The organism is Streptomyces sp. DSM 120436, assembly GCF_055778765.1.
Genome location: NZ_JBSKBS010000001.1, coordinates 3,759,832 through 3,783,085 on the forward strand (window position 1 = coordinate 3,759,832; position 23,254 = coordinate 3,783,085).

Here is a 23,254-nt window from a genome sequence, read left to right on the forward strand (position 1 = left end):
CCACTCGATGCTGAGAACGCGGCCCGGGCGGTGCTGCGCGGGCGGGCGCGCCCAGGCCAAGACGGGCGACGGGCCGGCGGAGGCCCCGGTCCTGATCCTCGGTCCCTCACTGGGTACCACATGGCACAGGTGGTGAATACCGTCCGTGGGCGTCCAGGCCAGTCCAGAATGAGCACGTAATGCCAGGTCAGGGCATCCTGGTCCGAGGGAGTCGACGCAGTCGGTGACAGGCGTGTGACAGCGGCGTTCGGTAGAAAGCCGCAGGTTTGGCCCGGCGAGGTTTCCGGACAGGTGGGTTGCAGGGTCCGGCATGGGACAGAGCCCGCCGGGCGTCTCGTCGGTATCGGGGCGTCTCCCGCCCGGAAGGACTTCCCCGACCCGCGGTTCTGATCGGTGTCCCGCAGACGTGCGACGTTACCGGACCGGTGGCACGCGCCGGACATCGCCGCATGCCACCGGCCTGTTTTCTCATGACGTCACACCAAAGGGCGTGCCAAGGTAGGTCAGAACAGGTCGAGCTGGGCGGACTCGGCTGCTCCCAGCATGTGGCACTCCCCTGTTTCCCCGTCGACGCGAACGTAGCCCGTGCCGACAGCCAGGTCCCGGAGGTCCCCGGTACGGAGGTAAGCGACCGATTGGCAGTCGAAGTAGAAGGTGCTTCCCACTTGGGCGCGCTCTCCTTCGACGAGCGCAAGGGCCATGCCCTCGTGGCTGACCTTCTCGTCCAGGAACTTCTTGGCCAGCTCGGTCGCCTCTTCTATGTCCAGCATCAATCTGTCCTCAGGAGGGAAAAGTTGCGCCACGGTGAGAGGTCGGCATGCCCTGATTGACCATCCAGGAACACCACGTCTCCCTTGATGTTCACCACGTTGAAGACATGGGCTTGCCTTCCCTTCTGACCCATCACGATACCTCGGGCACCATTTCCCGCCTTCTTGATCTGATTGACGATGCCCGAGAGCGTGGACGCTTTGAACTGGCGTCCGCCGTACAACGCTTCGATGGGTGCTGTGGAGCCCGCCCTGAGACCTCCGGGCGCTGAGGACGGGGATCCCTCGGCCAGCAGGCGGTCGACTGCCACAGCGCAGGCACGGCAGTTCGTGTTGCCGCCTTGAGGGTTCACCAGTGCTTTGAGCTGCTCCGTGATCGGGGTCTTGTAGGGGATGCCTCCGTATCCCCTGGTCACGCCGCCACCTCCGAGGCCGAACCTCAGGTTCCCCACATTGACCGTCGCGGTTTCGGGGGCCACGGCCGTCCGACGCCAGCCGGTCAGTCCGCCGACTCCCACGAGGACGATCTGTTGGGTGAGTTCCTCGGCGGTCTCGGCGTACAGGTCTGCGAGGGCGTCGCAGCCCTGCTGGCGGAGCATGTATTCGGCGCGGTAGAGGCGGTAGGCGGGGCGGACGGGAAGGTACTTGTCGACGAAGGCGCCGGCGCCGCCGTTCTGGCCGGTGAATGCGTCGTACGCGTCTCCGAGGAAGACGAAGGGGGACTTGAAGACGTCGACGAACGCGTCACCGAAGATGCCCGCTGCTTCGCCGAGGCTGTCGACGCGGTCGTTGTTGGGGTCGTCGGGGGTCAGTCCGCTGGGGTCGGTCAGGAGGGTGGGGACGTTGTCGGCGTAGGCGTAGGGCGATATGTGCGGGGTCGTCCGGGCGCGGGTGGCGGGGTCGGGTCGAGTGAAGCGGCCGGTGGTGGTGTTGTACTGGCGGGCGTGGAGGTCGAGGTTGCCTGTGGTGGTTTCGTAGCGGGCGCCGGTGTAGGAGGGAGGGCTCGCGGGGGCGCCGCCGGTGACGGTACCCAGGACCCGGGTACCGAACGGGTCGTAGGCCCAGCGCTGGTAGAGGGTGCCGGCGCTGTTGGTGACGTCGACCGGTGAGCCCTGGGTGTCGTGGTGGTAGTAGAAGAGCGTCCCGGCGCCGGTCTTGACGGACGTGGGCTGGCCGAGCGGGTCGTAGCGGAAGGACTGCTTGATGCTCCAGGCGCTGTCGTATTCGGTGGCCAGGATCGGCAGCGGGGCGTTGGGGTCCCACTGGGTGCGGTGGGTGACCGCGCCGTCCTTGAGGGTGGCGACCTGGTTGCCGCTGGCGTCGTGGTCGTAGGTGTAGGCGGCGCCTGCGACGGTGGCGGCGGAGATCTGCCCGGCCAGGTCGTAGGTGTAGGTGTCGGCGCCCTTCTTGGTCTGGTTGCCCTCGGCGTCGTAGCCGTAGGCGGTGGTCGTGGTGCCGGTGGTGGTGGAGGTGAGCTGGTCGGCCGCGTCGTAGGTGTAACTGGTGGACGTGGTGCCGAGGGCGGAGGTCAGACGGTTGCCGACCTTGTCGTAGGTGTAGGACGTGGCGCGGCTCGTGGCGCAGCCGGCGACCCAGGGCTGGGGGAAGCAGCCGGAGGTGAGGCGGCCTGCGGTGTCGTAGGTGAGGTCGTAGCCGGTCGTGCCGACGTTGGCGCGGGTGATGTCGACGTGGGTGGGCAGGCCCGCGGGGGAGAGGGTGTGCGCGGTCTTGGTGACCGTGGTGCCGGCCTTGGCGGAGGTGACGGCGGTGAGGCGGCCGGCCCGGTCGTAGGTGCGGTCCTCCGTCTCGGTGTTGGGCAGCGCGGACGTGGTGAGGTTGCCGGCCGGGTCCCAGGTGTAGGTGGTGGTCTTGCCGTCGGCCAGCATGGTGGCGGTGCGGCCGTCGTTGTCGTAGGTGTAGGTGATCGTGTTGCCGTCGGAGTACTTGCGGGTGAGCATCTGCCCGGCGGCGTCGTAGGTGTAGGCGAAGCCGCGGGTCTTGGTGAGGTTGCCGACCGCGTCGTAGACGAAGTCCTCGGAAATCTTGGAGTTGGCGCGGGCGGTCAGCTGTCCGGCGTCGTCGTAGCCGAACGTCGCGTCGGGGGTGGAGTCGGAGTAGTCGACCTTGGTGAGCAGGCCGCGCGGGTCGTAGGTGTAGCCGGTGGACCCGCGGGGCGTGGTCTTCTTGGTGAGGTTGCCGGCGGCGTCGTAGGCGTAGGTGGTCTCCCGCTGCAGCGGGTCGGTGACCGAGGTGCGGCGGCGGGCCGCGTCGTAGCCGTACGTGGTGACGTGGCCGTTGGCGTCGGTGCGCTCGGTGACGTTGCCCACTGTGTCGTAGCCGTACGTGGTGACTGCACCGCCCGGAGCGGTGACTTCGGTCAGCCGGTCCAGCTTGTCGTATCCGTAGGCGGTGGCGCGCTTGTCGGCGTCCGTCTGCTTGACGACGTTGTTCACGGCGTCATAGGCGGTGGTGGTCACCCCGCCGAGCGGGTCGGTGACCGTGGTGGGGTTGCCGGCCGGGTCGTAGCCGTAGGTGGTTGTGTACAGGGCCGGGTCTGCGCCGGTGGCGTTGCCGCGGGGGTCGACTGCGGTGGCCTGGCGCCCGTCACCGTCGTAGGTCCAGCTCGACTTGTGGCCGAGCGGGGAGGTGCGGCTGAGCAGGTTGCCGTCGGCGTCGTAGCCGTAGGAGGTGGTTTTGCCCAGCTGATTGGTGCTGCTGGCCAGCCGGTTGTTCTTGTCGTAGACGGAGGTGACCGTCTCGCCTGCGGCGTCGGTGATCTTGGTGACGTTGCCGTTGGCGTCGTAGGTGTAGCTGGTGGTGCGGTCCAGCGGGTCGGTGACCGTGAGGGGCCGGTTGATGGCGTCGTAGGTCGTGGTGGTGGACGCGCCGGTCGGGCCGGTGACCTTGATGGTGTTGCCGGCCGCGTCGTAGGTGTAACTCGTGGTGTGGGCGGCCGGGTCGGCGCCGGTGGCGTTGCCGCGCGGCGAGACGCTGCTCAGCAGGCGTCCCACTTTGTCGTAGGTGTAGGTGGTCTTGCCTCCGGTCGCGTCGGTCTGGGAGGACAGGCGTCCGCTCGCGTCATAGGCGCGGGTGACGGAGTTGCCGGCTGGGTCGGTGGTCCGGGTGAGGTGTCCGGCGTCGTCGTAGGTGAACGTGGTGGTGTCGCCCGCCGGGTTCTTGGCCGACGTCAGTTGCTCGGCCCCGTTGTACTGGTAGGTCGTGGTGCGGCCCAGCGGGTCGGTGGCCGAGCTGAGCAGGCCGCGGCCGTCGTAGGCGTACGTCGTGGTGAAGTCGGCCGGGTCGGCGCCGGTGACGTTGCCGCGCGGGTCCGTCTTCGTGAGGATCCGGCCGGCCTTGTCGTAGGTGAACGTCGTCTTCTCACCCAGCGGCGTGGTGACCGAGGTCCGGTTGCCGGCCGTGTCGTAGCCGTAGGTGGTGACCTTGCCGCGCGGCGTCGTCACGGTTTCCAGCGAGCCGAGCGGGGTGTACGTGTAGCCGGTCTTGCCGCCCAGCGGGTCCGTGGTGGACGTCAGCTGGTTCGATGTGTTGTAGGTGTACGTCGTCTTGTTCTTGCGGCCGTCGGTGTGACTGGTGATGTTGCCCGCGGCGTCGTAGGTCCAGCTCTCCACGTAACCGAGCGCGGAGGGGGCGCTGCGGGTGAGCATCCGCCCGGCGCTGTCGTACGTCATCTCCGTGGTGTTGCCGCGCTGGTCGGTGATGGCGACAGGACGCAGGTGGCGGTCGTAGTCGTAGGTGATGCTCTTGCCGTACGGGTCGATGGTCTCCATCAGGACGTTGCCGGCGTACACGTCGGTCCACACGCCGCCGTCGGGCGCTGTGGTGTGCGACTCGCTCTTGCCGTCCCAGGTGAACGTGGTGGTCTTGTCGTTCTGGTCGGTCTGGGACTTGATGCGGCCCGCGGTGTCGTAGACGTTGGTGACCTTGCCGCCCGCCGGGTCCGTGTAGGAGGACAGTCGCTTGTTCGCGTCGTAGGCGTACGATGACGTCCTGCCGGCCGGGTCGGTCACCGAGGTGAGCAGACCGCCGGTGTAGCCGTACGACACCGACGTGCCGTCCGGCAGAACCACTTTGGACAGCAGCCCGTCGGCACCGGGCGTGAACGTGGTGGTGCGGTCGGCGGCGTCCTTGACGGAGGCGAGCGTGCCGGACGCGTACGTCAGGGTCAGTCCCTTGCCGGCTCTGTCGACCACGGAAGTGAGCTGGCCGCTGCTGTTGAACGTCCGCTTGGTGTGGTCCGGCGTGGTGATCGTGTAGGTGCTCGCGCCCTTGACCAGCTTGGCCGCAGAACCCGCCGGGGCGGTGTATGTGCCGTCACTGTTCTGGGTGAAGACGAACGACGCCCCGTCGTCCGTCCGGTAGGTTACCTTCCCCGTCGCCACGGTCAGCTTGGCATCGAACGGCGTCGCCCAGCCGCGCCCCAGCAGGCCGACGGCGCTCGAGTCGGAGCGGTAGGTGCGCTCCAGGGCCAGAGGCACACCGGGGCTCACCAGGGAGGCGTCGGTGAGCTGTTCGAAGAACATGCCGGTCGCCGTGTTGACCGGGTCGGCGCGGTGCGCCTGTGCGTAGCAAGTACAGATTCCCGCCTGCGCACCGGGGATCACCGGAGTGTAGAACGCCTCCACCAGCGGCGAGGTGGTGCCGCCCGGACTCGACGTCCCGTCGGCGCTGTTGAGGAAGACCCAGGCGTAGTACTCCTTGCCGTCCTCGAGAATTCCGCCCAGCGCGCTGCCGGCCCACCAGAAACACTGGTCCGTGGGATAGGAGTTGCTCGCCCACCAGTCGTAGCACCAGGCCCCGGTGTCCGGGGTGTCACCGCTGGGGTCGTCCGTGGCCTTCTTGATCTCCTGCTGCACGACGGGGTAGCCGCCCTCGTCCAGGACGTACAGCCACATTCCGGTGTACGACGATCCGCGCTTGGGCAGCTTCACCTGCCCGCCGATCGACAGCATGCCGGGGTACGCGGTGGCCCAGGACGACACCCACGTCGGGTTCTCGGCCGCCGCGGCGAGGGGCTGCAGAGCCACCTTCGACTCGGCGGCGGGCCCACGCTCCACGCGGTTCTTGTCCGGCCGGCTGTGGGGCTCGTCCCTGGGCTTCTTCTCCGGCGCGTTCATGTACTCGCGCATCGGCGACCGTTCGTGCCGGTCCTCGTCGACCTGCCTGCGCCGCTCGGCCAGCGTCATGGACTCGGGGGGCTTGGGCAGGTCGGCAGCTGTCCGGACCTGCGCCTGTGCGATGGTCGCGGTGGCTGTGGAGGGCAGACGGTCCCGGGGCAACGCCCAGGAGGGGACGACACCCGCTATCACCAGTAGAGCCAGGGTCAGAAAGGCCGTGACGAGTCTTCGCGCTTGTGTGCGCACAGTGCATCACCTGTGGGTCAGGAGTGAAGAGAGGTCGCGGTGATGCATGATCAGGAGAACCCTCGAACTAACGTGCTGCGGGAATCGGGGCCGAAACGCGACGGGGTCCCCCTCACCCTGGCCATGGGTCTGCTGGCTGAGTGGACGAAGGACTCCGCTTGGCCGCTCGATTTGGCGCGAAGGTGATCCCGAGCGCGAGACGGTGGGGGTAAACGGACCCTCGACGGTGAGTTAAGGGCAGGCAGCGGGCCGGAAACGGAAGAAGGGGCTGCTTGAGCGGGATCTTTCTCCGGCCTCGCGCAGCCGCTACAGGACTTGTGGCCGACCGCTTACCGAACGAGAGTTCGAGGTCGTTCGTTCCGTGGTCGATGAAGGACTGCCGGTAAGGCGGGTCACAGGCTGTCTGTCAATGCCGGTCACGAGTGGGCGAGAAGTCAACTCGTTGTCAGTCCGTCCGGGGCAGGTTGAGTACCGGTTCGGACGAAGCCATCCGGCTGTGCTCGGGTCATGCCGTTGTGCCGGGAGCAGTGGGACGGTGGCGCGGTGCCGTCCCGGGCGGGGGCTGACTCATGAGATCTTTGACCGACGTGTCCAGTCACAGGCGTGTCGACTGTCGTTGCGGGATGGTTTCTGCTGTCACCGAGCCACAGGGCGTGTCCCTATAGGGGCCTTGCCGAGTTTCAGGCGCCATCACGGTTCAGACCGCCCGAGCGGGCCGGTGCCATCCACCCAGCACGTCACCACGTGGGAGGCGAATCATCATGACGACCCGACAGCGCAGCACCTCCTCGAGCACGGACCCTCCCGTTCGTCGAGAGATCGTGCTGGGCGTGGACACGCACGGCGAGGTGCATGTCGCCGCTGTGATCTCCCTGCTCGGGAAAGTCCTGGGAACCGAGTCCTTTCCGGCCACGGCGGCCGGCTATCGACAGTTGCTTGTCTGGGCCCGCAAGCGGGGGACGGTGCGCCGGGCCGGGGTGGAGGGCACCGGCACCTTCGGAGCGGGCCTGTCCCGCTACCTGGTGACCCAGCAGATCCAGGTGTTCGAGGTGAACCGGCCCGATCGGTCGGCCCGCCGGCTGCTCGGCAAGTCGGATCCGCTCGACGCCCAGGCCGCAGCACGAGCCGTGCTCAGCGGTCGCGCCCGAGCCCGGGCGAAATCCGCCGACGGTCCGGTGGACAGCGCCCGGATCTACAAGCTCGCCAAGGACTCCGTGGTCAAGGCCCGCACCCAGGCGATCAACCAGCTCAAGGCCGTCCTGGTCATCGCCGACCCCGCCCTGCGGGAACGCATGTCGAGCCTCGGCAACGCCGAGCTGTTCCGCACCTGCGTGCGCCTCGGCCCACCCGACGGTGGGGGAGACGAGGACGCGGTGACCCAGGCCACCCATATGACGTTACGCATGCTCGCCGAGCGCATCGAACAGCTCACGGCTCAGATCAATGAGCTGAACCAACGCCTGACCCGGCTCGTCGAACGTCACGCCCCACAGCTACTGACACCGGTGGGCATCGGTCCGGACAGCGCCGTCACTCTCCTGATCACCATGGGAGACAATCCCGAGCGGCTGAACACTGAGGCGTCCTTTGCCGCCCTTTGCGGAGTCAGCCCCATCGAGTACTCCTCCGGGCGTCGGAGAACGCGCCGGCTCAACCACGGCGGCGACCGGCAGGCCAACGCGGCCCTGCACCGCATCGTCTTCACCCGGCTGCGCCACGACCCGCGCACCCAGGCGTACCACGAACGCCGCACCCAGGAGGACAAGACCCGACGTGAGATCATCCGATGCCTCAAGCGGTATGCCGCCCGCGAGGTCTTCAACCTGGTCGGACCGGCTTCCCGCACCCCTGCGTTATAGGGGCGTCCGTGAGACGTGAGAGGGTCTGACGCGTGAGTGAGACACCGCCGAACACCCTGCAATACCGCTTTGACGGGCCGGCAGAGGCCCCGGTCCTGATCCTCGGTCCCTCACTGGGTACCACATGGCACATGTGGGACCGGCAGATTCCCGAACTGACGAGGCAGTGGCGGGTGTTCCGGTTCGACCTGCCGGGGCACGGGGGCGCCCCCGCCCACCCCGCGGCCTCCGTCACCGACCTCGCCACCCGGCTGCTCGCCACCCTCGAAGGCCTCGGCGTGCACCGCTTCGGCTACGCCGGCTGCGCCCTCGGCGGCGCCGTGGGCATCGAACTGGCCCTGCGCCACCCGGAGCGCCTCGCGTCGCTCGCGCTGATCGCCGCCTCGCCCCGCTTCGGCACCGCCGACGAGTTCCGCCAGCGCGGCGTGATCGTGCGGACCAACGGCCTCGACCCCATCGCCCGCTCCGCGCCCGAACGCTGGTTCACCGGAGGGTTCGCCGCCGCCCAGCCCGCGATCACCGAGTGGTCCGTGCAGATGGTGCGCACCACCGACCCCGGCTGCTACATCGCCGCCTGCGAGGCGCTCGCCTCCTTCGACGTCCGGGCGGAACTCGGCAGCGTCGGCGTCCCGACCCTCGTACTCGTGGGCTCGGAGGACCAGGTCACCGGGCCCGCCGAGGCCCGCACCCTCGTCGCGGGCATCCCGGACGCCCGGCTCGCCGTCGTGCCCGGCGCCTCCCACCTGGTGCCGGTGGAACAGCCGGCCGCCGTCACCGACCTGCTGGTCCGGCACTTCTCCACCGCCTGGCTGCCGCTCCCCGAGACCGCCACCGGCCAGACCGTGCTGCCCGCCGCCGCGCCCCGGCCGCCCCAGACGCCGGCCGCCGCCCCACCGCAGCCCGCCCCCGTCGCCGAGATCGCCCCGGCCGTCGTGCCCCCGCAGGCGCAGGGCGTCCCGGACCCGTACGACACCGGCATCAAGGTGCGCCGGGACGTGCTGGGCGACGCGCACGTCGACCGGGTCCTGGAGCAGACCGACGCCTTCTCGGAGGACTTCCAGAAGCTCGTCACCCGGTACGCCTGGGGCGAGGTCTGGGACCGTCCAGGACTCGACCGCCGCACCCGCAGTCTGCGTCACCCTCACCGCCCTCGTCGCGGGCGGTCACCTCGACGAACTCGCCGTGCACACCCGTGCCGCCCTGCGCAACGGGCTCACCCCGGACGAGATCAAGGAGGTGCTGCTCCAGGCGGCCGTCTACTGCGGCGTCCCGGCCGCCAGCGGCGCCTTCCGCGTGGCGCAGCAGGTCATCCGCGAGGAGACCACCCCGCCGGAGTGACCCCTGACCGCGCCCCGGCTCCCTGACCCCGGCCCGGCCCCGGTCGCCGATCCCCGGCTTCCGGCCGCAGGCTCTCCGGTTTCCGGTCGCAGGCCCCCGCCCGGTCGCAGGCCCCGGCCCCGGTCGCAGGCCCTCCGCACCCGGCGCGCCGCTCCGTCCCCCGGATGCAGGATGGAGCCATGAAGCTCATCAAGATGTCGCATTCCTGCGTCCGGCTGGAGAAGGACGGACGGGTCCTCGTCATCGACCCCGGAGGGTTCAGCGAGGAGGACGCCGCCGTCGGCGCGGACGCGGTGCTGGTCACCCACGAGCACCCGGACCACTTCGACGAGGGACGGCTGCGGACCGCCATGGAGGCCAACCCGGGGGCCGGGATCTGGACGTTGAAGGCGGTCGCGGACCAGATCTCCGCCGCGTTCCCGGGCCGCGTGCACACCGTCGGCCACGGCGACGCCTTCACCGCCGCCGGCTTCGACGTCCAGGTGCACGGTGAACTGCACGCGGTGATCCATCCGGACATCCCGCGCATCACCAACGTCGGCTACCTCGTCGACGGCGGCAGGCTGTTCCACCCGGGCGACGCGCTCACCGTCCCCGATCACCCGGTCGAGACGCTGATGCTGCCCGTGATGGCACCCTGGAACAAGATCTCCGAGGTGATCGACTACGTCCGTGAGGTGCGCCCGCAGCGCGCCTACGACATCCACGACGCCCTGCTCACCGACCTCGCCCGCCCGATCTACGACCGCCAGATCGGCGCCCTCGGCGGCTCCGAGCACCTGCGGCTGGCCCCCGGGGACGCGGTCCGGCTCTGACCGCGAGGGCGGTCGTCCACAGGCGGCGACCACCGGCCGCGCGTTGTCGGACGCGGCGGGTAGGTTGTGAAGCATGCGCATCGCGACCTGGAACGTGAACTCGATCACCGCCCGCCTGCCGAGGCTCCTGGCCTGGCTGGAGAGCAGCGGCACGGACGTGCTGTGCCTCCAGGAGGCCAAGGTGGCCGAGGACAAGTTCCCCGTGGAGCAGCTGCGCGAGCTGGGCTACGAGTCGGCGGTCCACGCCACCGGCCGGTGGAACGGCGTGGCGGTGCTCTCCCGCGTCGGCCTGGAGGACGTCGTCAAGGGCCTCCCGGGCGACCCGGGGTACGAGGGCTCCGCCGAGCCGCGCGCCGTCTCCGCGACCTGCGGCCCGGTGCGCGTCTGGTCGGTCTACGTGCCGAACGGCCGGGAGGTGGAGCACCCCCACTACGCGTACAAGCTGCGGTGGCTGGAGGCGCTGAAGGCGGCGGTGGCGGGCGACGCGGCGGGCGACCGCCCGTTCGCGGTCCTCGGCGACTACAACATCGCGCCGACCGACGACGACGTCCACGACCGGGCCGCCTTCGAGGGCTCCACCCACGTCACCCCCGCCGAGCGCGCCGCCCTCGCCGCCCTGCGCGAGACCGGACTGACCGACGTGGTCCCGCGCCCCCTCAAGTACGACCACCCGTACACGTACTGGGACTACCGCCAGCTCGCCTTCCCCAAGAACCGGGGGATGCGCATCGACCTGGTGTACGGCAACGAGCCGTTCGCCAAGGCGGTCACGGACTCCTACGTCGACCGTGAGGAGCGCAAGGGCAAGGGCGCCTCGGACCACGCCCCGGTCGTGGTCGACCTGGACGTGTGACGAGGGCCGGCCTGCCGTCGGCGGACCCCGCGCGCCTGTGGTGCGCGGGGCGGTCCGAATGACAGGCTGGCAGTATGAAGATCCCGTTCCTGGGCAAGCGGCGCCGGAGGGACGAACTCCCCGGTCCGGAAGGGCTCGCCGAACTTCTCGCCGAGTGCGCCCTGTTGCGCTCCCAGGCGGACCGGGAGGGGGTCCGGCTGGACGACAGCCCGGCCTCGTTGGAGGCTCTCGACCAGCTGGTCCCGAGATGGCGGGACGACGAGGACGCCTCCGACTGGCTGGGAAACGACGCGGGGTTGTACCTGGGCACCGTGATCGTGCGCACCGTGGCGGGCGCCGCCTGGGACCTCCGCCCCGACGGACAGCCGGTCGTACGGCTCGTCGGCGGACGGGAGTTCGACGTCGTCGACGCGGGACACCGCTGGGCGTCCGACGGCGCGCCCCAACTGTCGCAGCTCTACGCCGAGGTGGCGGAAGGCTGACGTGCGCGCCCCTTCGCGCGCCTCATCACCCGATGTAAATACGGCTTATGTCCGGAAAGTGCGTGTCGCTCCATTCTGGCGATCTTGCCCGGTTATGTTGCGGCGGTTGCCATGACGTACGGAAACCTGTCCGCCCGGACCTCGACTACGATGTTCCCTCCGTCCCGGTGGGGGAGGAGACTTCGCGGCGTAAGCGGGGACGTCGCCGCCGGGAGGGGACCGCCCGCCCAGCCGGGGCGGCGGATCACACAGGCCGGTCCCGTCCGGCGGCAGCCGGAGATCACTGCTCCCGGCGGCAGCGGCCGAACCACGGTCGCCCGCAGGCGAGGAGAAGGTCAGCTGCGCGCCGGACGGGTGGTGCCGCCCGGGCCCCCGCGAGGGCGCCCTCTCGCGCCCGCCTTGAGGCGCGCCCTCCCGCCCGCGCCGGTGCGCCCTCCCGCCCGCGCCGGTGCGCCCTCCCCGCCCCGCCCCGGAGGTGTCCGCCTCGGCCGCCTCCGCGCAAGGCGCTTCGCCCGGCGGGCGTGCGCCCCCCTCCTGAGCGGTCGAGCCCCCATCGAACCCGGAACGGTTCATGGGCGGCCGTTTTACCCTTTCCGGACCCGCCGGACCGAGGGTGTCCGGGTTCCGTCGCTTCGGCCTCTCCCTCTGGCCGGCCCCTCGGCGAGCTCTAGACAGACCGAGTTTGTTTCTTTAAGTCAATCTCAGATTATTGATAGCTGATTGTTGACGATTTATTGTTAAGTTGGAGGGTCATACAAGCCTCTTGACTGTGAATCGTGACGACAGAAGGGTCGCATATCTGTGCGAGAATGTGATCCTGATTCGACCGGATTCCCTGCCGCGTTCGATTCCTTGAGAGTCTGAAGGCCTGAGAGTCTGAGGGCCCGAGGAGGGGACGGGGCGGAAACCTCGAGCCGGCGGTGACGGCGGTGCTCGCCGCGGTCCCGGGACCGCCCCGCTCGTGTGCTGTGCCCGGAAGGGGCAGGGCGCCGTCGGTGGAGCGCTCATGCGCGACGTCGGCCACCGCCCGCACAGAGGTCTGGATGACGGAGTCGGGACCTGTTCCTTCGGGCCTTGGGGTGAAGCGGGACGAAAGGTGTTCGGTAACCGGAGCACTTCATTCTGAATTTCTTTGTTCGGTCCGGTGGCGCGTATTTCCGGGGGCGTGCGGAGATGCGTATTCCGCCGTTTCACTCCTTCGTGCGCACATTCTGTGCCGGTCGGCACCGACGGGTGTCCCAGCGCTCCCACACGCCTGCCGAACGGTCTTCTGCTCGTAGGAATTGAGTCGTACTTTCCTACCGATGACCCGTTCAGCCGGTGGTTCTCGCCGTCGGGAGGGACGTGAATGACGAGCCGCGCAATCGAAGTCGACCTCGAAGACCTGCTCCGCCGGGCGCTGGACGCCCTCGGTGAGGGCTCCCGCTGGACCGTCGAAGCGGACGAGATGTGGTGCCGCCTCACGCCCCCGTCCGCGACGGTGCGCAAGCAGGGCTGGAAGCTGCACGTGTCGGCGACGTCCGTCTCCGCGCCGGCGGTCCTGGAGAAGGCGCTGGACGTGCTGCTGCGGGAGGAGTCGGCGTTCAAGTTCGCCCGGTCCCTGGAGCAGGTGGGCGTACTCAACTCCCGCGCCACGCCCCGGGGGAGCTCGGGGAAGTTCATCACCGTCTACCCGCGTTCCGACACCGACGCGGCCAGGATCGCGCTGGAACTGCACAGAGCCACCCAGGGCCTGGCCGGCCCGCGGATCCTGTCGGACCAGCCCTACGCCGTGAACAGCCTGGTGCACTACCGCTACGGCGCCTTCACCGGCCGGCGCCGGCTCTCCGACGAGGGCCTGCTCGTGTGGTACATCGAGGACCCGGACGGCAACCCCGTCGAGGACGAGCGCACCGGCACGTACTCCCCGCCCCCCTGGGCGGTGAGCCCCTTCCCCGCCCCGGCGCAGCCCTCGCCGAGCCCCCGGAAGGCGCCGGGCGGACCGGTGCTGCTGGGCGGCCGCTTCTCCGTACGGGAGGCGATCCGCCACACCAACAAGGGCGGCGTCTACCGGGGTACGGACGCCACCACGGGCGGACCCGTGGTCATCAAGGAGGCCCGGCCGCACGTGGAGGCCGACGCCACCGGCCGCGACGTGCGCGACTGGCTGCGCGCCGAGGCCCGCACCCTGGAGAAGCTGGCCGGCACGGGGCTCGCGCCCGCATGCCTCGCGATGTTCGAGCACGGCGGACACCTGTTCCTGGCCCAGGAGGAGGTACCGGGCGTTCCGTTGCGGAACTGGGTCGCCGAGCACTTCCGCGACGTCGGCAGCGAGAAGTACCGCACCGACGCCCTGGACCTGACGGAACGCCTGGTGGACCTCCTCGCCGCGGCCCACGAACAGGGCTGCGTCCTGCGTGACTTCACGCCCGGCAACATCATGGTCGGACCGGACGGCGAACTGCGCCTCATCGACCTGGAACTCGCCGTCCCGGAGGGCGACGCCGCCCTCCCGACGACCGTGGGCACCCCCGGCTTCAGCGCCCCCGAGCGGCTGACGGGCGCGCCCGTCGCGCCGAGCGCCGACTACTACAGCCTCGGCGCCACCGTGTGCTTCGTCCTCGCCGGGCGGGTACCGCACCTGCTCCCCGAGGAGCCGGCCGGCCGGGCCCCGCAGCAACGGCTCGCCGCATGGCTGGACGCCTGCGCCGGCACCCTCCGCCTGCCGGACGGCCTGACCGGGATGATCCTCGGGCTGATGAGGGACGACCCCGCCGAACGCTGGGACCCGGCACGGGCGCGCGCCGTCCTGCGCCGGACGCGGCGGACCTCCGCCGTGCGCCCCGTCACCGCCCCGGCGCGTGAGGACGGCGGACACGACGCGACGCAGGCCGTGGTGGCGGGCATCGTGGACCACCTCGTCGACTCCATGACCCCGCAGGACGAGCGGCGCCTGTGGCCCGTGTCCACCCTGGCGGGCGAGACCGACCCCTGCACCGTGCAGCAGGGCGCGGCCGGCGTCCTGGCGGTCCTGACCCGGTACTTCGAGCTCACCGGCGACGAGCGTCTGCCGGAGCTGATCTCCACGGCGGGCCACTGGACGGCGGCCCGCACCGACACCCGCTCCACCCGCCCCGGCCTGCACTTCGGCGGGCGGGGGACCGCCTGGGCGCTGTACGACGCCGCCCGTGCCGTCGACGACCGTGCCCTCATGGACCACGCGCGGGCCCTCGCCCTGGCCCCGCAGGAACCCACGCCCTGCCACGACGTCACCCACGGCACCGCGGGGAGCGGACTGGCCGCCGCACACCTGTGGTACCGCACCGGCGACCCGCGGTTCGCCGAACTCGTGGTCGACGCGGCCGACCGCCTGGTCGCCGCCGCCCGGCGCGACCAGGCCGGCGTCAGCTGGCCGGTCCCCGCGGAGACCCTCTCGGGAGGAGGGGCCTCCGGGGAGGCCGGCGGACGCTACCTCGGCTTCGCGCACGGCACCGCCGGCATAGGAAGCTTCCTCCTCGCCGCCGCGGCCGTCTCGGACCACCGGCCGTACCTGGACCTGGCGGTGGAGGCGGGGGAGGGGCTGGCGGCCGCGGCCCTGGAGGTCGGCGGAGCCGTCCAGTGGCCCACCCAGACCGGTGACGTGCCCACGGCGCCGTACTGGTGCCACGGCTCGGCGGGCATCGGCTCCTTCCTGCTGCGGCTGTGGGAGACCACCGGGGACGACCGCTTCGGCCGGCTCGCCCGAGGGGCCGCCCGCGCGGTGACGGAACGCGCCCCGCGCGCCCCCCTCACCCAATGCCACGGGGTGGCGGGCAACGGCGACTTCCTCCTGGACCTGGCCGCGGCCACGGGGGACCCCGCCCACCGCGCGTCGGCCGAGGACCTGGCCCGCCTCATCGTCTCCGAACGGGCCCACCGCAACGGTCACGTCGTCTTCCCCAACGAGTACGGGGAGGTCTCGACGGGCTGGAGCGACGGCTCCGCGGGAATCCTGGCGTTCCTCCTGCGGACCCGTCACGCCGACTCCCGGCACTGGTTGATCCAACAGCCGGGCTGAGCGGCGGGAATCCCCGCCGCCGACTCTCACACACAGAAGGAGAATGTCATGGAGAACCGCGACCTCGAGCTGCTGGCCGAGCTGCACGCCCTGCCGGAGACCGACCCGGTCGGCGCCGACGGAGCGGCGTTCGCCGCGACCTGCCAGTGCGTCGGCCTGCTGACGCTCCTCAACACCGTCTGCGTCGGCGTCAGCTGCGCCTGACCGATGGTGACAAGCCCTTCGGCTCCGGTGCCGGTCGGGACGACGGCGGCCGTGCCGGGGAGGGCTGAGCGGCGTTCCCCGCCCGCGGGAAACGCTCGGCACCCCCTCGGCGGCATGACCCGGAGCAGGACGAGAAGGGCTCGCGCGTCTCCGGCCGGCGGCCGCCTCAGGCTGCCGTCGGCCGGAGCACACGCCCGGTGGCGGGAAGCCGCGCACCGGACCGCACCCAGGACCCGAGCGGGCCCGCCCGCGAACCGCTGCCCGCCGGCTCCCCGGCCGACGCCCCGCAGACGAGGACCCGACCATGCAGCCGAGCGCCGGTGACGACGCCCCCGCCCGGACATCCGTCCTGACCGCCGCCCCGGAACACCCGGACACCACGGAACCCGCTTCCGAGGAGGTGTACGCCATCAGCGCCCGCGGCCTGGTCAAGAGCTACCCGGGCCCCGACGGCACCACCACGCACGCCGTCCACGGCCTGGACCTGGACGTGCGCCAGGGGGAGACCTTCGCCTTCCTCGGCCCGAACGGGGCGGGGAAGTCCACCACCGTCGCCCTGCTGTGCGCCCTGGCACGCCCCACCGCCGGCCGGGCCACGGTCGCCGGCGCCGACGTGACCGGCCGGCCGGACCGGGTGCGGCAGCAGGTCGGGATGCTCTTCCAGCACAGCGCCCTGGACACGGACCTGACGGCCGAGCAGAACCTCCGCATCCACGCCCGCCTGTACGGGATGAGCCGCCGCGACTCCCGCAGACGCACCGCCGAGACCCTCGAGGCCGTCGGACTGACCGACCGCCGGCGGTCCCCGGTCCGCACCCTGTCGGGCGGCATGCGACGACGTCTGGAACTGGCCCGCGGCCTGCTGCACGCGCCCCGGATCCTGTTCCTCGACGAACCGACCACCGGCCTCGACCCCCACGCCCGCGCCCAGGTCTGGGAGCACCTGCGCGACCTGCGCGACCGGTACGGCACCACCCTCTTCCTCACCACCCACTACCTGGAGGAGGCGGAGAACTGCGACCGGCTCGCCATCATCGACCACGGCCGCCTGGTGGCACAGGGCACGCCCTCCGCGCTGCGGGACGCGATCGGGGAGGACCGGGTGGCGCTGCGCACCGGCGACGACCGGAAGGCGTGCCGCGTCGTGCGCCGGACCGCGCCCCAGGGCGCCGACGTCGCCCTGGACACCGAGGGGATCCGCCTGCGCGTACCCGACGGCAGCTCCTGGATCCCCCGCCTGTGCGCGGCGCTGGAGACCCACGGCATCCCCGTGCACGCCGCCTCCGCGACCCCGCCCACCCTCGACGACGTCTTCTTCCACCACACCGGCCGGAGCATCCACGGCGGACGGCCCGCCACGCCGTCCGCCCCCGCCCCGCCGGGCGGGACCGCGGCGCCCCCGGAGCCCGCCCCCGCCGGACCGGCCGGCGCCACGACGACGGAAGGGCGCCCGTGACCGCATCCGCACCCGCCCCCCGGGCCAGGGGAGTCCCGTACGCACCGGACACCCCCGGCGGTCCCGGCCCGGCGCGGCCGTCCCGTGTGCGCCGTGAGCTGCGCGCGGTCCACGCACTGGTCCACCGCGACCTGCTGCGCCTCTCCTCCCAGCACGTCCACACGGCCCTGATGCTGGTCCAGCCGGTGCTCTACCTCTTCGCCCTCGGAGGCGGGCTGGCCGCCCTCATCCCCGAGTCGACGCTGGGCGTCGGCTACCAGGCCTACCTGTTCCCCGGCATCCTGATGATGACGGTCCAGACGCCGGCCCTCACGGTCGGCATCCGCCTGATCACCGACCGCCAGAGCGGCTACCTGCGCGAACTGCTGATGGCTCCGGTCGGCCGCGCCACGCTCCTGCTGGGAGTCTGCGTCGGCGGCACCGCGGTCGCCGCCGTCCAGGGGGCCGTCCTGCTGGCCCTCGCCGGAACGGTCGGCCTGCCCTACGACCCGGTCCTCCTGGCGCTGCTCCTCGCCTGCATGGTGCTGGCCTCCTTCACCATCACGGCCCTGTCCCTGGCCCTCGCCGTGACCCTGGCCCGCCCCGAGGTGTTCGGCATGCTGCTCGGCCTGGTGATGATGCCGCTGCTGTTCCTCTCCGGGGCCTTCTTCCCGCTGCACGCGCTGCCCGGCTGGGCGCAGGCCCTGGCCTCCGTCAACCCGCTCGCCCACGGCGTGGACCTGCTCCGGCGGAGCATCGCCCTCCGGGTGCCCGAGCACGCGGCGGCGGGCATCGAGTGGTTCGGCCGGCAGCCCTCCCTCCTGCTGGAGGCCGCGGCCCTCCTGACGGTGGGCGCCGTGGCCCTGGCCTGGGCCGCCCACCGCTTCGGCCGCCCGGAGTGACGAGGTCCGGCCTCCGCTCCCGCCTGCCGCGCGGGGACGCGGGCGCCGCACCACGCGGAGGAGGAAGCAGGACATGAACGAGGGCCGGGCCGTGGCCGCCTCGGAGCTCCGGTGGAAGCGCGGCTGCCCTTTCGCCGTGCCGGTCACGCCGCCGGCGTCGCCGGGGGCGGCGGGTGTGCCGGGACCGGAGGCATGGAGGCCGTACACCCGGGTGCCGGCCGCCCCGTACGCCCCCGGCCGTGCGCGGCGCGCCCGTCCGGCCTCCCTGACGCGGGCATGGCAGCCAACTAAGCTGCCCGCACGGCCCTTTACTGGAGGTGCGGATGCGTCGCCCTGTCGCACGGAAGTTCGCGGTCCTCGCGGTCACCGCCGCCGTCGTCTCGGTGGGAGCGGCCGCGCCGCCCCCTCCCCCCGGCGAACGAGCCCCCCACGCCCGCCCGGCCCCCAAGACGCCGGTGGCCGTCGGACACGGCGGCGCCGTCTCCAGCGTCGACGCCGACGCCACCGCCGCCGGCATCGAGATCCTGCGGAAGGGCGGCAACGCCGTCGACGCCGCCGTGGCCACCGCCGCCGCGCTCGGCGTCACCGAGCCCTACTCGGCCGGCATCGGCGGCGGCGGTTACTTCGTCCACTACGACGCCCGGTCGCGCACCGTGCACACCCTCGACGGCCGCGAGACCGCCCCGCTCACCGCCGGCTCCGGCCTCTTCCTGGAGAACGGCGCACCCATCCCGTTCGCCGAGGCGGTCAGCAGCGGACTCGCCGTCGGCACCCCCGGCACCCCCGCCACCTGGCAGCGCGCCCTCGACAGGTGGGGCAGCACAAGCCTCGGCACGGTCCTCAGGCCCGCCGAACGTCTCGCCCGTGACGGCTTCACCGTCGACGAGACGTTCCGCGCGCAGACCGCCGCCAACGAGGTCCGCTTCCGGTACTTCCCCGACACCGCCGAGCTGTTCCTGCCGGGCGGCGAACTCCCCGTCGTCGGCTCCACCTTCAAGAACCCCGACCTGGCCCGCACCTACCGCGAGCTGAGCCGCAAGGGTGCCGGCGCCCTCTACCGGGGCGACATCGCCCGCGACATCGTGAACACGGTCGGCAAGCCGCCCGTGGACCCGGCGTCCGGCTGGAACGCCCGCCCCGGCGACCTGTCCCTGCGCGACCTCGCCGCCTACCGCACGAAGTCCCAGCCGCCGACGAAGACCTCCTACCGCGGCCTCGACGTCTACTCCATGGCGCCGTCGTCCTCCGGCGGCACGACGGTCGGCGAGGCCCTCAACATCCTGGAGCGCACCGACCTGTCGAAGGCGAGCGACGCGCGCTACCTGCACCGCCTCATCGAGGCGAGCCGGATCGCGTTCGCCGACCGGGGCCGCTGGGTCGGCGACCCCGCCTTCGAGGACGTGCCGACCGGGGAACTGCTGTCGCAGCGGTTCGCCGACTCACGCGCCTGCCTGATCAGGGACGACACCGTCCTCACCAGCCCGCTCGCCCCCGGTGACCCCCGCGACCCGAAGCCGTGCGCGAAGGGCGGCACGGCCGCGCCGACGACGTACGAGGGCGAGAGCACCACGCATCTGACCACCGCCGACCGGTGGGGCAACGTCGTCTCCTACACGCTCACCATCGAGCAGACCGGGGGCAGCGGCATCACCGTGCCCGGACGCGGGTTCCTGCTCAACAACGAACTGACGGACTTCTCCTTCGCCCCGGCGAACCCGGCCGTGCACGACCCGAACCTGCCCGGCCCCGGCAAGCGGCCCCGCTCGTCCATGGCGCCGACGATCGTGCTCGACCGGCACGACCGGCCGGTGGTGGCGCTCGGCTCACCCGGCGGCGCGACCATCATCACCACCGTGCTGCAGACCCTCACCGGCTTCCTCGACCGGGGCCTGCCCCTCGTCGACGCGATCGCCGCGCCGCGCGCCAGCCAGCGCAACGCCGCCCGGACCGAACTCGAACCCGGCCTGTACGACAGCGGGCTGAGGCAGCGCCTGGAGGCCATCGGGCACTCCTTCCGGGAGAACCCGGAGATCGGCGCGACCACCGGCGTGCAGCGGCTGCCCGGCGGCGCCTGGCTCGCCGCGGCGGAGAAGACCCGCCGGGGCGGCGGCTCGGCGATGGTCGTCCACCCGAGGCGGTAGCCGCTCACCCGGAGCGGTGGCCGTCCGCCCGGGGCGGTGGTCAGGTCCACCTGGAACAGCGGCCGGTCACAGCCGTCGGCCCGGCACCCCCGCGGGGCGCCGGGCCGAGCCGTGCGAGAGGTCACAGCTCCGGCGTCGGCGTCTCCCGCGTGCGGAACGTCAGGCGCCCGTCCTGCGTGTCCACCGTCACCCGGCCGCCCTCCTTCACCCGGCCGTCCAGCAGCAGCCGGGACAGCTGGTTGTCCACCTCCCGCTGGATGGTGCGGCGCAACGGGCGGGCGCCGTACTCCGGTTCGTAGCCGCGCTCGGCGAGCCAGTCCACGGCCGCGTCGGTGAAGTCGGCGGTGATGCCCTGCCCCTTCAGCAGGCGGCGGGTGCTCTCCAGCAGCAGGTCGGTGATCTGCCGCAGCTCCTCCGCGGTGAGCTGGCGGAACACCACGATCTCGTCGATCCGGTTGAGGAACTCGGGCCGGAAGTGCTCCCGCAGCGGCCGCAGGATCTGCTCCCGCCGCGCCTCCTCGTCGGCCTCCGCGCCGCCCGTCGCGAAGCCCAGGGTGGCGCCGCGCCGGGTGATGGCCTCGGAACCGAGATTGCTGGTCATCACGATGACGCTGTTGGAGAAGTCCACCGTGCGGCCCTGGGAGTCGGTCAGCCGGCCGTCGTCCAGCACCTGCAGCAGGATGTTGAAGACGTCCGGGTGGGCCTTCTCCACCTCGTCGAGCAGCAGCAGCGAGTACGGGTGCCGGCGCACCACCTCGGTGAGCTGCCCGGCCTCCTCGTGGCCCACGTAGCCGGGCGGGGCGCCCACCAGACGGCTCACCGTGTGCCGCTCCTGGTACTCGCTCATGTCGAGCCGCACCATCCGGTCCTCGCTGCCGAACAGCGCCTCGGCGAGCGCCCGCGCCAGCTCCGTCTTGCCGACGCCCGTCGGGCCGAGGAACAGGAAGCTGCCGATCGGCCGGTCCGGACTGGACAGACCCGCGCGGGAGCGCAGCACGGCGTCCGAGACGACCCGTACGGCCTCCTCCTGGCCCACCACCCGCTGGTGCAGGTGCTGCTCCAGGCCCAGCAGGCGGTCCTTCTCCTCCTCGGTGAGCCGACTGACCGGGATGCCCGTCTGCCGGGCCACCACCTCGGCGATCGCCTCGGCGTCCACCCACAGGCTCTGGCCCTCGTCGACCTCGTCGCCGCCGCCGGCCTGCGCGATGTGCTCCTTCAGCTCCGTGATGCGGTCCCGCAGCCGCATGGCCTGCTCGTACTGCTCGTCCGCGACGGCCTGGTCCTTGTCGCAGGTCAGCTGCTCGACCTCACGCTCCATCGCGCGTACGTCGGTGCCCTTGGTGCGCGCCCGCAGCCGCACCCGGGCGCCCGCCTGGTCGATGAGGTCGATCGCCTTGTCCGGCAGCCGCCGGTCGCTGAGATAACGGTCGGACAGCTCCACGGCCGCCACCAGCGCCTCGTCGGTGTAGCGCACCTGGTGGTGCGCCTCGTAGCGGTCGCGCAGGCCGCGCAGGATCTCGACCGCGTCCGAGGGCGTCGGCTCCGGCACCATGATCGGCTGGAAGCGGCGGGCCAGGGCCGCGTCCTTCTCGATCCGCCGGTACTCCTCCAGGGTCGTCGCGCCGACGATGTTCAGCTCACCGCGCGCCAGGGCCGGCTTGAGGATGTTGCCCGCGTCCATGGAGCCGCCCTCGCCGCCTCCTCCCGCGCCGACCACGGTGTGCAGCTCGTCGATGAAGACGATCAGCTGGTCGGAGTGGGCGCGGATCTCGTCGACGAGGGTGTTCATCCGCTCCTCGAAGTCACCCCGGTACCGGGTGCCGGCGACCACGCCGGTCAGGTCCAGGGCGACCACGCGGCGGCCGAGCAGGATGTCGGGCACGTCCCCCTCGGCGATCCGCTCGGCCAGCCCTTCCACCACGGCGGTCTTGCCGACTCCCGCGTCGCCGATCAGCACCGGGTTGTTCTTGCCCCGCCGGGACAGCACCTCGACGGTCTGCTCGATCTCCGTGTCCCGCCCGATCACCGGGTCGATCCGGCCCTCCCGGGCCAGCTCGGTGAGATCACGGCCGTACTTGTCCAGCGTCGGCGTGCCCGTCGCGGGCCGGGGGCGCTCGGTGCGGGGCTGCTGGGCCTCCGGTGCCTCCGGCGGGCCGGACGAGGTGAAACGGGCCGCGTTGAGGATGTGTCCGGCCGCCGAGTCGGGGTTGGCGGCGAGGGCGCTGAGCACGTGCTCCGGGCCGATGTAACCGGCCCCGCTCGCCCGGGCCATCTCGTGCGCGTCCAGCAGCGCCCGTTTGACGGCGGGCGTCAGGGACAGCGAGTTCGGCGGCGGGGCCTCACCGGGAGCGTGCTGCACGGGTCCCGACCGGTCGTCGATCTGGGACGCCAGCGAGTCCGGGTCCGCGCCCGCGCGGCTGAGCAGACTCCGGGTCGGCTCGGCGGAGAGCGCGGCGCGCAGCAGGTGCTGGGTGTCCAGGTCACGGCTGCCGTGCTCGGCCGCGTACTGGGCGGCGCCGCGTACGAGTTCCCGGGCGGGCTGGCTGAGAAGCCTGCCGATGTCGATCTGACGGGGGCGCTGCCCGCCGAAGAAGCGGGCGAGGAATTCTGCGAACGGGTCACCCTCCGGGCCGACGAAACCACTCGTCATCGTCATCCGTTCCTTCGCTGGGTCGACGTGCCGGGGCCGGGTAACCCGGGCGGGGCGCGCTCATGCCCACGATGACACGATCGGTCGGGGCGGGCATGTCCAGGTGTGCGGCACCTGCGCGCGCTCGGAGGGGCGGCGCCCGGCGCGGGCGGCCGTCGCGACGGGGTGCGGTCCTTCCCGGGGCGTTCGTGGCCCGGGGGTCGCCGCTGTCCGGGGGGTTCGGTCCGGGTGCGGTGGGCTCGTCATCCGGGGAGGGGGCCGCCCGTACCGGGGCGTCCGCACCGGGGCGTTCGTGGCCTGGGGGTCGCCGTCGTCCGGCGGGTTCGGCTCGGATGCGGCGGCCCGTCGTCCGGACGGAGGGCGACCCGTCCGGCTCCGTTCCAGTCCG

The 23,254-nt window shown here is 71.8% G+C and carries 12 protein-coding genes and 1 pseudogene; 10 read left to right on the forward strand and 3 right to left on the reverse strand.

Annotated features, from left to right (window positions below; translation table 11 throughout):
* Nucleotides 1–503: 503 nt before the first annotated feature.
* Together ACWH4W_RS16840 and ACWH4W_RS16845 are read right to left on the reverse strand one after the other, a co-directional pair.
* Entirely contained in the window at nucleotides 504–770 is a 267-nt protein-coding gene (locus ACWH4W_RS16840) for a hypothetical protein (RefSeq protein WP_473076539.1), read from the reverse strand.
* Nucleotides 770–5,974 (reverse strand): DUF6531 domain-containing protein, encoded by a 5,205-nt coding sequence (locus ACWH4W_RS16845; RefSeq protein WP_473077523.1) that lies wholly within the window; start codon nucleotides 5,972–5,974, stop codon nucleotides 770–772. The genes ACWH4W_RS16840 and ACWH4W_RS16845 overlap by 1 nt, the downstream gene beginning before the upstream one ends.
* 938 nt (nucleotides 5,975–6,912) lie before the next feature.
* Between ACWH4W_RS16845 and ACWH4W_RS16850 the strand changes: the two genes are divergently transcribed.
* The 10 genes and pseudogenes from ACWH4W_RS16850 (at nucleotide 6,913) to ggt (ending at nucleotide 20,216) form a co-directional block, all read left to right on the forward strand.
* Nucleotides 6,913–8,010: an IS110 family RNA-guided transposase gene (locus tag ACWH4W_RS16850; protein WP_473076540.1), complete on the forward strand. Its 1,098-nt coding sequence runs from the start codon at nucleotides 6,913–6,915 to the stop codon at nucleotides 8,008–8,010.
* A 32-nt stretch (nucleotides 8,011–8,042) separates the two neighbouring features.
* Nucleotides 8,043–9,348, forward strand: a pseudogene (gene pcaDC / locus ACWH4W_RS16855) (bifunctional 3-oxoadipate enol-lactonase/4-carboxymuconolactone decarboxylase PcaDC).
* 179 nt (nucleotides 9,349–9,527) lie between these two features.
* Nucleotides 9,528–10,163, forward strand: a complete 636-nt coding sequence (locus tag ACWH4W_RS16860; protein ID WP_473076541.1) for an MBL fold metallo-hydrolase — start codon at nucleotides 9,528–9,530, stop codon at nucleotides 10,161–10,163.
* Nucleotides 10,164–10,236: 73 nt separating this feature from the next.
* Complete coding sequence (locus tag ACWH4W_RS16865) at nucleotides 10,237–11,016, forward strand: exodeoxyribonuclease III (RefSeq protein ID WP_473076542.1); 780 nt, start codon at nucleotides 10,237–10,239, stop codon at nucleotides 11,014–11,016.
* Between the two features lie 74 nt (nucleotides 11,017–11,090).
* Nucleotides 11,091–11,498 (forward strand): DUF6278 family protein, encoded by a 408-nt coding sequence (locus ACWH4W_RS16870; RefSeq protein WP_473076543.1) that lies wholly within the window; start codon nucleotides 11,091–11,093, stop codon nucleotides 11,496–11,498.
* Between the two features lie 1,348 nt (nucleotides 11,499–12,846).
* Nucleotides 12,847–15,534, forward strand: coding sequence for a class IV lanthionine synthetase LanL (gene lanL / locus ACWH4W_RS16875; RefSeq protein ID WP_473076544.1), 2,688 nt, complete (start codon nucleotides 12,847–12,849; stop codon nucleotides 15,532–15,534).
* A 48-nt stretch (nucleotides 15,535–15,582) separates the two neighbouring features.
* Complete coding sequence (locus ACWH4W_RS16880) at nucleotides 15,583–15,738, forward strand: VenA family class IV lanthipeptide (protein WP_290006436.1); 156 nt, start codon at nucleotides 15,583–15,585, stop codon at nucleotides 15,736–15,738.
* Between the two features lie 304 nt (nucleotides 15,739–16,042).
* Nucleotides 16,043–17,194 (forward strand): ABC transporter ATP-binding protein, encoded by a 1,152-nt coding sequence (locus tag ACWH4W_RS16885; protein ID WP_473076545.1) that lies wholly within the window; start codon nucleotides 16,043–16,045, stop codon nucleotides 17,192–17,194.
* Nucleotides 17,191–18,075 (forward strand): ABC transporter permease, encoded by an 885-nt coding sequence (locus ACWH4W_RS16890; protein ID WP_473076546.1) that lies wholly within the window; start codon nucleotides 17,191–17,193, stop codon nucleotides 18,073–18,075. The genes ACWH4W_RS16885 and ACWH4W_RS16890 overlap by 4 nt, the downstream gene beginning before the upstream one ends.
* 323 nt (nucleotides 18,076–18,398) lie before the next feature.
* Nucleotides 18,399–20,216 (forward strand): gamma-glutamyltransferase, encoded by a 1,818-nt coding sequence (gene ggt / locus ACWH4W_RS16895; protein WP_473076547.1) that lies wholly within the window; start codon nucleotides 18,399–18,401, stop codon nucleotides 20,214–20,216.
* A gap of 121 nt (nucleotides 20,217–20,337) precedes the next feature.
* Here the strand turns inward: ggt and ACWH4W_RS16900 are convergent, their stop codons facing one another.
* Entirely contained in the window at nucleotides 20,338–22,866 is a 2,529-nt protein-coding gene (locus tag ACWH4W_RS16900; RefSeq protein WP_473077524.1) for an ATP-dependent Clp protease ATP-binding subunit, read from the reverse strand.
* Nucleotides 22,867–23,254: the final 388 nt, after the last annotated feature.